We start from the raw sequence: 14,953 nt of genomic DNA on the forward strand, positions 1-14,953 counted from the left end.
ACAGCCCCGCTACTTCCTCTCTCCAGCCGATGTCGGCCTCTAACGGACCTCAGGGATGTTATTCTCCCATTTCCCGGGTATTTCCCCGCTTAACGGACTCCAGTTGCCTTATTTCGTTCAAATCACATACTAAACAGCTGATCTTAGGCAAATAACGTCATCTCTGTCCGTTACTATGGAGAACGCCGGAATTCCAACACATTAACGTCTCTGGGGTCCATTAAATCGGAAACCACGATCGCATGGCTACCATCAGCCCTCAACCAACAAACCGTGTATCGCGCTGTTTAGCCTGAACGTCTCGCTAACTCGTCCGCCCTACAGCAGCAGTAGCAGCTGCTCACAGCTCGCTTGGCTGTTTCTCGCGAAGCTGCTCTCTGAGTTCGAGGACTTCGCCGCGCAGTTGTTCGATCTCACGCTGCATCTCGCGCATCGCGTCGACCACCGGATCGGGCAGTTGATGGCTGAGGCGGTCCAGGGGTTTTCCGTCCTGGCGAACCACTTTGCCGGGGATGCCGACCACGGTGCTGCCGGCCGGCACCTCTTTTAGGACAACCGAATTCGCTCCGATATTTGCTTGGTCTCCGATCTTAAACGAACCAAGCACCTTTGCCCCCGAACCAATAACGACATTGTTGCCGACGGTCGGGTGGCGTTTCCCTTTTTCCTTACCGCTTCCGCCCAAAGTGACTCCCTGATAGATAACCACATCGTCCCCAATTTCGCAAGTTTCCCCGATTACAACGCCCATCCCATGGTCGATAAACAGCCGGCTGCCGATCCGCGCACCCGGATGGATCTCGATACCGGTGAAGAACCGGCTGATCTGCGAAATCGTACGTGCAGCGCTATACCAACGACGGCGGTAGAAAAGGTGCGCTATCCGGTGGCTCCAAATCGCATGCAGACCGGAATAAGTAAAGATCACTTCGAACCAGCTTCGGGCCGCCGGGTCGTTGTCGAACACCGCCTGGATGTCGGATCGGATTCTCTTGAACATAGTTTCCCCCCACCTTCTATTCCTATCGCATACGGACAGACCTAATCAAAAAAGGCGCCCCTGCAGCTTTCGCTGCAGAGACGCCTAACGACGCGGTTCCACTCTGCTTTGGATGAGTTGGCCTCGATTAAAGCCTGGCTCCTCCCTCTTGGGGTCCTTAACGCGGACGATACGGCGAAAGCTACCTCGCCTCTCTAGGCGTGTTCGCATTCGCGGCTCCCGGGTGCATTTCCGCCAGCGCGTATCCGGATAACTTCCAGCCTGGTAACTTCATTGCGCGGTCCGCACCGAAGGGTCCCGGTTATCCTCTCTGGACGATACGGCTGATCGCGTACTTCTCCCGATCTATGCCGGTGGCTTCAAGGCGGCCAATAACCGCCATTCATCTAGTTGTAAGGTTTACCTGCCTTTATATTACCTAATGGACGGCTAACTGACAATGGCAGTCGAAAAAAATTTAAGTATCTCTAACGCTGCTCACAGACGTTAAATGAGCAAAAAGGGTGCGTATCCAACGCTAACGCTTGCCTGAAACCTTATTCCTTGTTTTCAGCAAAGAATTGAGCATTAATCGCCACTATAAGCACACTGACAAGCGTTAGACAAGAAACCCGCTTCGTTTCGCCTAAATAAGCGTTGTGGCAAGCGTTAGCGGAATATCGATAACGAAAACGCTACGCGGCCCGCCGCCTTACAAAACAGCGATACGCCCCTTCAACCGCTCGATGACTTTGTCCCGGCCAAGCAGGTAAATCGTCTGGTTCAAATCTCGGCCATGCATCTGTCCGGTCAACGCCACGCGAATCGGCATGAATAGACCTTTGCCCTTGCTGCCGGTCTCTTTCTGTACCTCTTTGATCGCGGCGCCGATGTTCTCCACGCTGAATTCGGCAAGCCCTTCAACCTTCGTCAAAAAAGCGGCAAGCACGGTTGGCACCTGCGGCTCCGCCAATACGGCGGCCCCTTCTTCGTCCAACGCCGGCTCGCTGCGGAAGAACATTTCCGACAACTCCACAATATCGGAAGCCGAGGTCATTTGCTCCTGATATAACGCGACAAGCGCGTTCGCCCATGCTTGCTGCTCGGAAGACAGCTCGGTTGGGAGCTTCCCGGCCCGCTGCAGATGCGGAATGGCCAGCGAAGCAATTCGCTGCGGTTCGGCGTTCTTGATGTAGTGGTTGTTCAGGTGCGCCAGCTTATTCGTATCGAACACGGCCGGACTGCGCGACAAGCGATTCGCGTCAAAGATCGAAATCAACTCATCCTTGCTGAAAATCTCTTCTTCCCCTTCCGGCGACCAGCCGAGCAAGGCGATAAAGTTAAACATCGCTTCCGGCAAATAACCAAGCTGATCATATTGCTCGATAAATTGAATCACCGATTCGTCGCGTTTACTCAGCTTTTTGTGGTTCTCCCCGACGATCAGCGTCATATGGCCGAACACCGGCGGCTCCCAGCCGAAAGCATCGTAGATCATGAGCTGCCTTGGCGTGTTGGACACATGGTCCTCTCCGCGCAGTACGTGCGTGATGTTCATCAGATGATCGTCCAGGACGACCGCGAAGTTGTAGGTCGGGATGCCGTCTTTTTTCACGATAACAAAATCACCGCTGACGTCGGACTCGAACGAGATCGGTCCTTTGACCAAATCGTCGAACGTAAACGTACGGCCTTCGGGTACGCGGAAACGGATGCTGGATTGCCGGCCTTCTGCGTCAAACGCGGACAGCTGCTCCGGCGTCAAGTGACGGCATTTCCCGGAGTAACGCGGGGTTTCCCCGCGCGCCATTTGCTCTTCGCGCTCTTTTTCCAGCTCCTCTTCCGTACAGTAGCAGCGATATGCCAGCCCCCGATCCAGCAAGTCCTGTACCAATGGACGGTACAAATCTAGACGCTCCGTTTGCCGGTACGGCCCGTAGTTCCCGCCGACGTCTACACTTTCGTCCCAATCCATCCCCAGCCATTTGAGATAGGTCAGCTGGTTCTCCTCGCCTCCGGCCACATTACGCTTCACGTCCGTATCCTCAATGCGGATAATGAATTTCCCGTTCATATGTCTAGCAAATAAATAATTGAACAACGCCGTTCTGGCGTTCCCGATATGTAAATGACCTGTCGGACTCGGCGCATAACGCACGCGGACTTCAGCCATTTCAATCCCTCCCTAAATTGCAGTTCATCATGATCAGAAAAAAAGCTCGATGCAAATTACGATGATAGCACATTCTGTACTAGACACACAATGCATTGTGCCGCAATCCCTTCGCCGCGTCCGGTAAACCCGAGCTGCTCCGTGGTTGTGGCTTTCACATTGACGAGCTCCGGCTGCGTTCCCAGGGTACGAGCGATGACCTCGACCATTTGAGGAATGTACGGGGCCATCTTTGGCTTTTGCGCGATAATTGTCGCGTCTAGGTTGCCGAGACGGTACCCCTTCTCGACCGCCATATTCCACACCCGTTGCAACAGCACCACACTATCCGCATCTTTGAACGCTGGATCGGTGTCCGGGAAATGACGCCCAATATCCCCGAGACCTATCGCACCTAATATTGCGTCACTGATCGTATGCAGCAACACGTCGGCGTCGGAGTGTCCCAGCAATCCCTTCTCATAAGGAATATGCACCCCGCCGATGATACATGGCCTGCCCTCTACGAGCTGATGCACGTCGAAGCCCTGTCCCACTCTAAACATCCTATCCATCCTCTCCCGGTCATCTTTTAATCACGATGTAAATCGAGGAAGTCGATTCGACTTCGAATCTTGAATTCAGTCGGTCCCTCCGTTGCTCACGTAGGCTTACCTACGCTCCGCTACTCAATCCCTCCTTCATCCAACCTTCTCGGTGCCTAAAATCTGACTCCTCTTTTAATCACGAAGCCTCTTCCCCCGTATAAACTCCGCATAGTCCAGATCCTCAGGCGTCGTGATTTTAATATTGTCATACGTCCCTTCGACCAGCTTGACGGGGATGCCCAGCCGTTCGACCAGCATCGCGTCGTCGGTGCCGACGAACTCTTCCTCCGCAGCCCGCTCATGGGCTGCCAGCAGGTCGTCGCGTCGAAAAGCCTGCGGCGTCTGGATCGCCCACAGACTCCGGCGGTCCAGGGTTGCCGCGACCCAGCTCTGCTCGTCCGCCTGTTTGATCGTATCCTTCACCGGTACCGCGAGCACGGCGGCCCCATGCGCCTTAGCGGCTTCACAGCAAGCCGTAATCTGTTCTCTCGTGACAAAAGGGCGGACGCCGTCATGCACCAGTACCCAAGGCGTGCTGAGAGTCAGCAATCCTTGACGTACCGAGTGTTGACGTTCAGCCCCGCCCGGAATAACTTGTATTTGCTCGGTCATACCATACTCGGCAATCCATGACCGACACCTGTCCACATCCTGTTCCCCGGTGACAAGCACAATCTGCGAAATCGACGGATGACGGTGAAAAACCTCCAGCGTATGGATAAAGATCGGCTTGCCGTCCAGCATAAGATACTGCTTGCTTTCTACCGTCCCCATGCGTGTACCGCGCCCTGCCGCCACCACGATGACTCCCGTATCGCCGCTTGCTTGTAAACCCATCATGTTCTGCCTCACCTTTGCCCGGAATTCACCCGCGCCGCGGTCAGCGCAGCGTAGTTAATCCCATCATACCGAATTACTGCGCTTTTTCCAACAGTTTTGGCTTGGCAAAAATCATTCGTCCCGCCGAAGTCTGCAGCACGCTTGTGACCAGCACCTCCGTGATGGTGCCGATGTAATCGCGTCCGCCTTCCACGACGATCATCGTTCCATCATCCAAATAAGCGACACCTTGTCCATGCTCCTTGCCGTCCTTGATCACCTGGACCATAATTTCTTCGCCAGGCAGCACGACCGGCTTAACCGCATTGGCCAAATCGTTAATGTTCAGCACGGATACGCCCTGCAGCTCGCATACCTTGTTCAGGTTGAAGTCGTTGGTCACGACTTTTCCTTGCAGAACCTTCGCCAGCTTAACCAGTTTGCTGTCGACCTCGGAGATTTCCTCGAAATCCCCTTCATAGATCATGACTTTCACGTCCAGCTCTTTCTGGATTTTGTTCAAAATATCCAGTCCCCGCCGCCCACGGTTCCGCTTGAGCAGATCCGAGGAATCGGCGATATGCTGCAACTCCTCCAGCACAAATTCCGGAATAACGATCGTTCCTTCAATAAAGCCGGTTTTGCAGATGTCGGCGATCCGCCCGTCAATAATGACGCTGGTATCCAAAATTTTGTGTTCCTCCGCCCAACGTTCCTCTTCCGGAACGGAAGCGCCCCATTTGCCGGATTTCCAAAGTGAGGACAGTTCTTCCTTCTTCGCCAGCCCGACGTAAAGCCCAATGTAGCCAAACAACGCCGATACTGTGAATTGCGCCATGCTCTCCAGCGTGCCGAGCCAGGACAGCAGGGGATAGACCGTTAAGGAAAGAAGGAGTCCCGCAGTCAAACCGGCCGCACCGGCAGCCATTTCATTCATCGGGATCCGCGTTAACGCGGCGATCCACAATTTCACTCTGGAAGAAACGACGTCTGCAGCCAAGGAGAACAGGAACAAGAACAGTAGCGTGCCGGCTGCGGCCCAGATCAAATTGGCCGCGATGGGGTTCATTTCGCGAAACCAGTCACTGGCGGCACCCGGCAACACGCCGGACACACCGCCGGTCGTATAACCGAACCAAGCCCCGCATATACCAGCTAGAATCATCAAGTATTTTTTCAGCACGTCTCTCTTCACCTCCTAGATAAGTATCTTCTTTAGCCAGTATGAACCAATTTCTGGGCGCATAATCCGTGGAGGATAACTTTTTTTGCCGAAAAATAACCAATCCCAAATCAAACGCACCCCTTGGCTATGGGATTTCAGGTTGATCTCGGAGGAAAAGGTGGAATATAATGAATTCAATTCATAATATTGAGGTGGATGGAAAATGAGCGCACCAAGCCTTCAGTCTTTTCAAGAACAAGTTTCTGAATTGTTGCTCCGTCACCGCAGTCTGTTGGACGTCATGTCGAAGATGGGACAAACCAACGCTGCTGCCGTCCGTTCTGTGACCAAATCGGTAACCGAATGCGGTTGCATTGAGCTGCACGCCACCAAACAAGATTTCGAGCCGGGCATGGATTTGCAACAAGCCAAAGAAACGATCGCCAAGCATGTACATGGCGAGTTATGCGAAAATTGCCGGGATGCGATTACGAATGAGCTTGGACGTAACCTTTTCTACATGTCCGCCCTATGCAATTTGCTAGGGATCAATATGGAGGAGATCGTGGAACGCGAGTCGCAGAAATGCGCTACGCTGGGGTTATTCAACTTATCGTAAGTGTAAGTGTATATCAAAAAGGCATCGATCCATTCCGCCCGCGGGAGATCCATGCCTTTTTCGTATAGTTATAAAAAAGTTATCTGTGTTCCTAACGCTTAGGACGAAACATTTCCTGGGCATCAGCATCCTCTTCGTCCCGGTGTTTGCGGCGAAGCAAACGGTTGATATTCTGCCTTAACCCGTAGGCTGCGTAAATGACCAAGGGGATAAAAATAAGCTTCGCCATCTGGTCCGGAAACACGACGGCGATCACCACCGCAATGATTACGACAAGCGGCGCATAAGCGATCGCTTTCTTCGGCAAGCCGATTTTCTTGAAATTCGGGTATCGGACCGTACTGATCATCAGATACGATAACAGCATCATGGATACGACGAAATAAGGCGCCGAGATTTCCCTGTAGAACAAGGAGAGCGTCGCCAGCACCCCGCCTGCGGCCGGAATCGGCAATCCGATGAAGTAACCTGGAGCCCCCTTCTGTACATTAAACCGGGCGAGTCGCAGCGCTCCGCACATCGGAAAAATGATCGTGACGGCCCAAGCAACGCCGGAAGGAATGCTGTGAAATGAAATCATGTACATAATGAGTGCCGGAGCAATCCCAAACGAAATCAGATCCGATAAAGAATCGAGCTCTTTCCCGAACTCGCTTTGAGCGTTCAGCGCACGGGCGACCCGTCCGTCCAAACCATCGAGCAGCATAGCGACAATTACCATGATGGCAGCCAGGCTGAAGCGACCTTCCAATGCCAGCAGGATGGCCAGCATTCCGAGAACCATGTTACCTAACGTAAACAGATTCGGAATCGATTTCGTAATCATCTCTTCACCTCGAGTAGATAGTCCTGAACCATTCATTGATGATAGGTGATTTAAATTTGTCTGTCAATGAATACCTGTTCCTGTAAACGTTTTAGCCCTTCTTTGATGGAGCGGGCGCGCACCTCGCCAATGCCGTCAACCTCATCCAATTCCTCGATGCTGGCCATCATCACGTTTGGCAAACAGTCGAATCGTTCGACCAAATTGTGGATAATGACATTCGGCAAGCGGGGAATTTTGTTCAACACCCGGTATCCGCGCGGGGATATCAGTTCTTCCGAAGTAGCGGCAGAGGAAGGATATCCTAAGAGCTTCGTAATGTGATTGTCATCCAACAGTTCATCGTCGGTAGAACGTTTGAGCCCCAAGATAATTTCTCGGATGGCTTCATCCTGAGCCTCTTTGGCATAATCTTTGTACAAGAGCCAAGCCTCTTCTTCCATGTTGCTGACCAGTTCCTCCATCTGCATGCTGATCAGCCGCCCCTCCGTGCCCAACTCATTGATGAACCGCTTGATCTCCATCTTAATCCGAATCACCATTTCTACCCGTTGGATGACGTTGATTACTTCGGGCAAAGAGACTAGCTCCTCGAATTCCGAAGCCGTGAGGTTCGTTAAAGCTTGATTCAGGACAGACCGGTATTTCTCCAGCGTCTGAATCGCCTGGTTGGCCTTGGTCAAGATAACGCCAATTTCCTTCAGAGCGTACCTTAATCCACCTTGGTATAGAGTAATGATGTTACGGCGCTGGGAGATGGAGACGACCAGCTTACCCGTCTGTTTGGCCACCCGCTCTGCGGTACGGTGCCGGATACCCGTCTCTGACGAAGCGATCGAGGAGTCAGGGATAAGCTGGGTATTCGCGTACAATATCCGTTTCAAATCCTCGCTAAGGATAATCGCCCCGTCCATTTTCGCCAGCTCATAGAGATAGTTAGGGGAGAAATCACAGTTGATGGAGAAGCCCCCCTCGACGACCTCCATCACCTCCGGGCTGTAACCGACGACAATTAGGCCCCCGGTCTTAGCCCGCAGCACGTTTTCGAGGCCGTCGCGAAAAGCCGTCCCTGGTGCAACAAGTCTCAGCAAATCGTTCATTTTCTCTGCTTGGGTAGTTTCCTTCATCATTCAATGCCCCCTAATCTAACGCAACAGCTAGCGCATCTGCAACGGTATTTACGCCTATCAATTGAATTTCTTGCGGTCCCTTCCACCCTTTCATGCTTTTCTCCGGCAAAATCACCCGTTTAAAGCCAAGCTTGGCCGCTTCCTTTACGCGCTGCTCCGCCCTGGAGACCGCCCGAACTTCACCGGTCAAGCCAACTTCTCCGAAGAACACGTCGTACGGCTTCGTCGGCAGATCGCGGAAGCTGGATGCGACGCTAACCGCAATCGCTAAATCGACCGCCGGTTCGTCCAGCTTCACTCCGCCAGCCAGATTGACGTAAGCGTCCTGATTTTGCAGGAAGAGGCCCATCCGCTTCTCCAGCACCGCAAGGATCAGGTTCATCCGCTGATAGTCCACGCCGGTTGCCATTCGTCTTGGTGAAGGGAAATGGGTGGCCGCGATCAAGGCTTGCAGTTCGACCAGCATCGGGCGCGTCCCCTCCATACTGGCAACGACAGTCGAACCCGCCACGCCGAGCGGGCGTTCGGATAGAAACAGCTCCGACGGATTTGCCACCTCCGCCAGGCCGGATTCGTTCATTTCAAAAATCCCAATTTCGTTGGTTGAACCAAAGCGGTTCTTCACCGCCCGCAGCAACCGATAAGAGTGATGCCGTTCGCCTTCGAAATACAACACGCAGTCGACCATATGCTCCAGCATACGTGGTCCGGCAATAGCCCCTTCCTTGGTCACGTGACCGACCAAGACCGTAGCGATCCCCTGCCCTTTGGCGATCCGCATAAACCGCGCCGTGCATTCACGTACCTGCGAAACACTGCCAGGAGCGCTGGTCACTTCGGGTAAATAAACCGTTTGGATCGAGTCGATCACCACAAAATCCGGTTTCACTTCGTCGATCGCTTCTTCAATCCCGTCCATGCTGCTCTCACATAAAACGAATAGCTCCGGGGACAGTGTCCCCAGACGCTCCGCCCGCAGTTTCGTTTGACGGACGGATTCCTCTCCTGAGATATACAAGACCCTCAGACCCGAACGGGCCATTTCATGCGAGGTTTGCAGCAGCAACGTCGATTTTCCGATCCCGGGGTCTCCTCCGACCAGCACCAGCGAGCCCGGCACGACGCCGCCGCCAAGCACTCGATTCAGTTCCCCGATCCCCGTTTGGATCCGCGGTTCTTTGCCGCTTTCTATATTTATGATCGATTGCGGCTTTTCTTTCGCATGAAATATCCCGGAATTCATGCCCTGCGTTTTAACGGTTTTCTCCACTTCTTCCACCATGGAGTTCCATGCGCCGCAACCCGGGCATTTTCCGTACCATTTAGGCGATTCATAACCGCATTCGGAGCAGAAAAACTTATGTTTTACTTTAACCATTTATCTCACCTTCTCGCCACTGCAATATTTGACAGACCTAGCCGACACCGTATTCGTCATGGTACCTAAAATTTTACCATCCTTTCGGGTTTATCGAAAGTGATCCGAGCGCTGCCGCCAGCAGTGGCGGGATAAAAAAAGACAGCCCCAAAGCATCGCTTTGGAAGCTGCCTTTACCCTATTTCATCGGCTGAATCGTTACAGATTTGTAGGATTTACCAACATTTTTTTATCCGAGTTACGCATTTTTCACGTAATCTCCAGTACGTTCCACCTTCAAGGCGCCGTTCTCTTCGTCAATCGTCAGTGAGTCGCCTTTCTTCACGTTTCCGGTCAGCAGTTCCTCAGACAAGCGGTCTTCGATATGCTTCTGTATCGCCCGGCGCAATGGACGTGCACCATAGGCGGGATCGTAGCCCTCTTTGGCCAGGAACTCTTTCGCTTTATCCGTCAAGGTAAAGTCGACGTCGTATTCGCGCAGGCGTTTACGCAATTCTTCGGCCATGAGTGTAACGATTTGACCGATATGCGCTTCCTCGAGCGAATGGAAGACGATAATTTCGTCGATCCGGTTGAGGAATTCGGGACGGAAGCTCTTCTTCAGCTCTTCCATCACTTTGCCTTTCATATTGTCGTAATCCGCACCGGAATCCTGCACGGCCGTGAAGCCAAGTCGCGTATTGCGTTTGATGGCTTCGGCGCCGACGTTCGAGGTCAAGATGATCAGCGTATTGCGGAAATCGACCACGCGGCCTTTGGAGTCGGTCAACCGGCCATCTTCCAATACCTGCAGCAAGATGTTAAACACTTCCGGATGCGCCTTCTCGATTTCGTCTAACAGGACAACAGAATACGGTTTGCGGCGTACCTTCTCGGTCAGCTGACCGCCTTCTTCGTAACCGACATATCCTGGAGGCGCGCCAACGAGCCGTGCTGTGGAGTGCTTCTCCATATACTCGGACATGTCAATCCGGATTACCGCGTTCTCGTCGCCGAACATCGCTTCCGCCAATGCGCGGGCTAGTTCCGTTTTACCAACCCCCGTTGGACCTAAGAAGATGAAGGAGCCCATCGGACGTTTCGGATCCTTGAGGCCCGCGCGCGCCCGGCGGATCGCCCGGCTGACGGCTTTGACCGCTTCTTCTTGACCGATTACACGCTCATGCAAAATACTCTCCATATTGAGCAGGCGTTCGGTTTCTTCTTCTTTCAGCTTATTGACTGGGATTCCCGTCCAGCTGGCAACCACTTGAGCGATGTCCTCAGGCGTCACTTCGGAATCAGTGCGTCCTTGTTTTTCTTTCCATTGGTTCTTCGTGATATCCAGCTCTTCGCGGATCTTCTGTTCCGTATCGCGCAGCGCGGCCGCTTTCTCGAATTCCTGGCTTTGTACCGCAGCGTCCTTCTCCTTACGAATATCATCCAGGCGGCTTTCCAGTTGTTTCAGGTTCGGCGGTACCGTATACGAGTTCAGCCTTACTTTCGAGCCCGCCTCGTCAATCAGGTCGATCGCTTTATCCGGCAAGAACCGGTCTTGAATATAACGATCGGACAGCTTAACCGCCTGCTCGATCGCTTCGTCGGTAATTTTCACCCGATGATGCGCTTCGTAACGGTCGCGGAGTCCGTGTAGGATGAGAATCGCTTCATCCACCGATGGCTGATCCACCGTGATCGGTTGGAACCGACGTTCCAACGCCGCGTCTTTTTCAATATATTTCCGATATTCGTCGAGCGTGGTAGCGCCAATGCATTGCAGCTCGCCGCGGGCCAGTGCGGGCTTCAAAATGTTCGAGGCGTCGATCGCGCCTTCCGCGCCACCAGCCCCGATCAAGGTGTGCAACTCATCGATAAAGAGGATGATATTGCCGGCCTGACGAATTTCGTCCATGATTTTTTTCAAGCGGTCCTCAAATTCGCCGCGGTACTTCGTACCGGCAACGACGGAACCCATATCCAACGTCATCACGCGTTTATCACGCAGTGTCTCCGGAATTTCGTTATTGATGATCTTCTGTGCGAGACCTTCGGCGATCGCCGTTTTCCCGACGCCTGGCTCCCCAATCAGCACCGGATTATTTTTCGTCCGGCGGCTCAGCACCTGGATCACCCGTTCAATCTCTTTACTGCGGCCGATAACCGGATCCAAGTTGCCCTCTTTGGCCGAAGCCGTCAAGTCGCGAGCCAAGCTGTCCAGCGTTGGCGTATTCACATTGGTCGGAGTGCCATGATGACTGGACACCGCCTCACTGCTGCCCAGCAGTTGCAGCACTTGCTGGCGAGCCTTGTTCAGGCTGATGCCGAGGTTATTCAGTACACGGGCGGCTACGCCCTCCCCTTCACGAATCAGACCGAGCAGAATATGCTCTGTGCCGACATAAGTATGGCCGAGCTTACGCGCTTCATCCATGGACAACTCGATAACTTTCTTGGCGCGCGGCGTATAAGCGATATTGGTCGGTTGTTCCTGTCCGCGACCGATCAGCGTTTCTACTTCGTCTTGAATTTTCTCGAGTCCCAGACCTAATCCGATCAGCGCCTTGGCGGCAATGCCTTCGCCTTCACGGATCAATCCGAGCAGCACATGTTCCGTTCCGATATTGTTATGTCCCAGCCTTACGGCTTCTTCCTGAGCCAACGCCAGTACCTTTTGGGCACGTTCCGTAAATCTTCCAAACATCATCTTCTCCTACACCTCCATAGTAGTCCTCTCGTTATTTCCCCATGCGCTCACGAATGAGTTTGGCGCGGTACATATCCCTTTCCCCTGGGGACATACTGCCACTGAATTTCTTCTGCAAAAAACCAGGCTGCGTCAGCACATTCAGTTCATTCAGTGCCTGTGCCGAAACGCCTTCGATAATCCCCAAGTCTACGCCAAGCCGGACATCGGATAACCGCTGAGCGGCTTCCTTCGAGTCAATAATGTACGCCTGTGACAATATTCCGTAGGAACGCATGACCCGGTCCATCATCCGCAGCCGTGATTCGCCGATCAGCTTCTCTCTCGCCGTCTTCTCATGCTGAATGATCTGCAGGACCACGCCGTATAAATTTTCGATGATCTCAGCTTCACTTTGTCCTAGTGTAATCTGATTTGAGATTTGAAACAAGTTGCCCATCGCTTCGCTGCCTTCGCCGTAGATCCCGCGAACGGTTAAACCGACCTGCGATACCGCGGATAAAATGCGGCCGATCTGCTGCGTCAGCACCAAGGCCGGCAAATGCATCATGACCGAAGCGCGAAGCCCCGTCCCCACATTCGTCGGACAACTGGTCAGATACCCCCGACGGTCGTCAAAGGCATAATCCACATGCGATTCGAAAATGTCGTCGATCGCCGTCGCTTTTTCCCAAGCCTCCTGGACTTGCAGACCCGGATACAAACACTGGATGCGCAAATGATCCTCTTCATTGACCATGATGCTGAGGCTTTCGTCTTCACTGATGAAAACCGCCCCGTTTCGGGAATCATTCGCCAGGTTTGGACTGATCAAGTGCTTCTCGACCAGCACCCGCTTATCCAGTTCATCCAAGTCCGCCAGAAGGATCGGGTACAGTTGGCATTGCGCCTGAAGCTGTTCGTCGCCAAGAACCTGTTGCAGCAGCTTCAGCACTTCCTCCGATTGCGTGTTGGTGGCCAACATCGGGAAGGGCTGGTGAAGCACGTTGCGGGCGATCCGTACCCGGCTGCTCATCACGATATCGGACTCCTTGCCTTCTCGGCTCATCCATTCGCTTAGCGGCTGTTCAGTAAAACGGAGATTGGTCACCCTGCATCCCTCCTACTCTGCGGATATGTTCTTCTCAAGCTCGCGAATTTGGTCCCGTAGCGCCGCAGCCTCCTCGAACTCTTCCTGCACGATCCGGTACTGCAACTCACGGCGGAGATCATCGAGCTTACGTTTCACTTGAATGTGACCGCCGGTCCGTTTCGGGACTTTCCCGACGTGAACGGTATTCCCATGCACTTTCTTAAACAAGGGATCCAGGCGATCATTAAAATATTTGTAGCACGAGCTGCAACCAAAACGTCCGATTTTGCTGAACTGAGAATACGTCATTCCGCATTCTTCGCAGCGCAGAGGTTCTGGGGTACTGTGCCCGGAAACTTGACCTTTGTTCGACGGACTCAAATCAAGGAAGCCCGACAGCAGGTTATGAATCGAAAAGCCGCCCGAAGTGCCGGGAATCAGCTCCCCTTTTTCCCTGGCGCAGGTTTCACAGAAATGAAACTCCGTCTTCTCGCCATTGACGATCTTCGTAAAATGCAAGGTTGCCGGGCGTTTGCCGCATTCTTGACATTGCATCGCACGTCCCTCCTTACGGGTTAGACTAACTCAACAGATCCTTGTACCTGTATTGCTTGATATTGATGTCACTAGCTCAACAATGAGATTAACATCGCTTTCATCATCCTGGCCCGGATCTGGTCGCGATAAGGCAGCTTAATCGCCAGCACATCGCGGGATACCGCCGAACGCATCAACGCAGCTTCTCGAGAGGTCAAAAAGCGGGCCTCCTCCAGACGATAAATTAATCCTTCCGCCGCGGATTGCCCGATCTCATCACCGATCGTTTCATGCAAATGCGTATGCAGCGACGTTGCTCCCGGCAGTTGAATCCGCCGAATCCGAACGTAACCACCGCCGCCGCGTTTGCTTTCGACCAGGTACCCTTTCTCCAGAGTAAAACGGGTGCCGATGACATAATTGATTTGCGACGGCACGCAGGAAAATTGGTCGGCAAGTTCGTTACGCTGAATTTCTATAATCCCCTCCGGACTTTCATGCAAAATACTCTTGAGATATTTTTCAATGATATCGGAGATATTACGCATCACTCATCCTCCATTATTCCACACGTGAATCTCTTGTTGCGACTTACGTTGTCATTCATTCTAGCTCGTCAAATCCCGTCTTAATAAGTGAAGTTCACTTGTTAGTTGACTTTGACTTTCTTTGACTTTATCAACATTATACCATAATTTGATGATTTGCCAAGGGGGATGCGTTTTCCCTTTCAGTGTGGGCGTGTGGGGTGGAAAATATTCGTGGTTAAGCGTATGAGAAAACCGTTCGGTTGGTTCCGGACGGTCTAGCGTTTGAAGTGGGTTGTAGGATACATACGGGGAAGTTACCTCATCGCTAATTCCTACAAAAATACAGTTTTTCGAGAGCCTGACTGCTGATTTATCAAAATACCTACACTTTTGCAGGTTTCACTCAGAAGTACAGAAAGAGCACTACCGAATGATCGGTAGTGCTCTTTCTCTTC

The 14,953-nt window shown here is 52.8% G+C and carries 13 protein-coding genes; 1 reads left to right on the forward strand and 12 read right to left on the reverse strand.

The annotated features are described in order from the left end of the window. Positions 1-340: 340 nt before the first annotated feature. From cysE to M0651_RS21485, 5 genes are all read right to left on the reverse strand, one after another. Entirely contained in the window at positions 341-1,000 is a 660-nt protein-coding gene (gene cysE, locus M0651_RS21465; protein WP_248553731.1) for a serine O-acetyltransferase, read from the reverse strand. A gap of 691 nt (positions 1,001-1,691) precedes the next feature. Beyond that, positions 1,692-3,152 carry a glutamate--tRNA ligase gene (gene gltX / locus M0651_RS21470; RefSeq protein ID WP_248553732.1) on the reverse strand — a complete coding sequence of 487 codons (1,461 nt, stop codon included), beginning with the start codon at positions 3,150-3,152 and terminating at the stop codon, positions 1,692-1,694. Positions 3,153-3,208: 56 nt separating this feature from the next. Next, positions 3,209-3,697 (reverse strand): 2-C-methyl-D-erythritol 2,4-cyclodiphosphate synthase, encoded by a 489-nt coding sequence (ispF, locus tag M0651_RS21475; RefSeq protein ID WP_248553733.1) that lies wholly within the window; start codon positions 3,695-3,697, stop codon positions 3,209-3,211. Positions 3,698-3,871: 174 nt separating this feature from the next. Continuing rightward, positions 3,872-4,576 carry a 2-C-methyl-D-erythritol 4-phosphate cytidylyltransferase gene (gene ispD / locus M0651_RS21480; protein WP_248553742.1) on the reverse strand — a complete coding sequence of 235 codons (705 nt, stop codon included), beginning with the start codon at positions 4,574-4,576 and terminating at the stop codon, positions 3,872-3,874. A 76-nt stretch (positions 4,577-4,652) separates the two neighbouring features. Beyond that, the gene (locus M0651_RS21485) at positions 4,653-5,741 is read right to left on the reverse strand and encodes a PIN/TRAM domain-containing protein (protein WP_248553734.1); all 1,089 of its coding nucleotides are present in this window, start codon (positions 5,739-5,741) and stop codon (positions 4,653-4,655) included. A gap of 205 nt (positions 5,742-5,946) precedes the next feature. Between M0651_RS21485 and M0651_RS21490 the strand changes: the two genes are divergently transcribed. Next, positions 5,947-6,342: a nucleoside triphosphate pyrophosphohydrolase family protein gene (locus M0651_RS21490; RefSeq protein WP_068783712.1), complete on the forward strand. Its 396-nt coding sequence runs from the start codon at positions 5,947-5,949 to the stop codon at positions 6,340-6,342. 91 nt (positions 6,343-6,433) lie between these two features. Here the strand turns inward: M0651_RS21490 and pssA are convergent, their stop codons facing one another. From pssA to M0651_RS21525, 7 genes are all read right to left on the reverse strand, one after another. Beyond that, entirely contained in the window at positions 6,434-7,168 is a 735-nt protein-coding gene (gene pssA / locus M0651_RS21495; protein ID WP_248553735.1) for a CDP-diacylglycerol--serine O-phosphatidyltransferase, read from the reverse strand. 50 nt (positions 7,169-7,218) lie between these two features. Then, on the reverse strand, positions 7,219-8,295 hold the full coding sequence (gene disA, locus M0651_RS21500) for a DNA integrity scanning diadenylate cyclase DisA (RefSeq protein WP_248553743.1): 1,077 nt from the start codon (positions 8,293-8,295) through the stop codon (positions 7,219-7,221). Positions 8,296-8,308: 13 nt separating this feature from the next. Then, positions 8,309-9,676 carry a DNA repair protein RadA gene (gene radA / locus M0651_RS21505; RefSeq protein WP_248553736.1) on the reverse strand — a complete coding sequence of 456 codons (1,368 nt, stop codon included), beginning with the start codon at positions 9,674-9,676 and terminating at the stop codon, positions 8,309-8,311. A 238-nt stretch (positions 9,677-9,914) separates the two neighbouring features. Further along, a complete protein-coding gene (clpC, locus tag M0651_RS21510) occupies positions 9,915-12,359 on the reverse strand; it encodes an ATP-dependent Clp protease ATP-binding subunit (protein WP_248553737.1) in 2,445 nt (814 codons plus the stop codon). Positions 12,360-12,390: 31 nt separating this feature from the next. Beyond that, positions 12,391-13,449: a protein-arginine kinase McsB gene (gene mcsB, locus M0651_RS21515; protein WP_248553738.1), complete on the reverse strand. Its 1,059-nt coding sequence runs from the start codon at positions 13,447-13,449 to the stop codon at positions 12,391-12,393. A 12-nt stretch (positions 13,450-13,461) separates the two neighbouring features. Continuing rightward, positions 13,462-13,986, reverse strand: a complete 525-nt coding sequence (gene mcsA / locus M0651_RS21520; protein ID WP_248553739.1) for a protein-arginine kinase activator protein McsA — start codon at positions 13,984-13,986, stop codon at positions 13,462-13,464. A 71-nt stretch (positions 13,987-14,057) separates the two neighbouring features. Beyond that, positions 14,058-14,516, reverse strand: coding sequence for a CtsR family transcriptional regulator (locus M0651_RS21525; RefSeq protein WP_248553740.1), 459 nt, complete (start codon positions 14,514-14,516; stop codon positions 14,058-14,060). Positions 14,517-14,953 lie beyond the last annotated feature (437 nt).

The sequence above is a fragment of the Paenibacillus mellifer genome (genome assembly GCF_023195895.1).
GTDB classification, from domain to species: Bacteria; Bacillota; Bacilli; order Paenibacillales; family Paenibacillaceae; genus Fontibacillus; species Fontibacillus mellifer.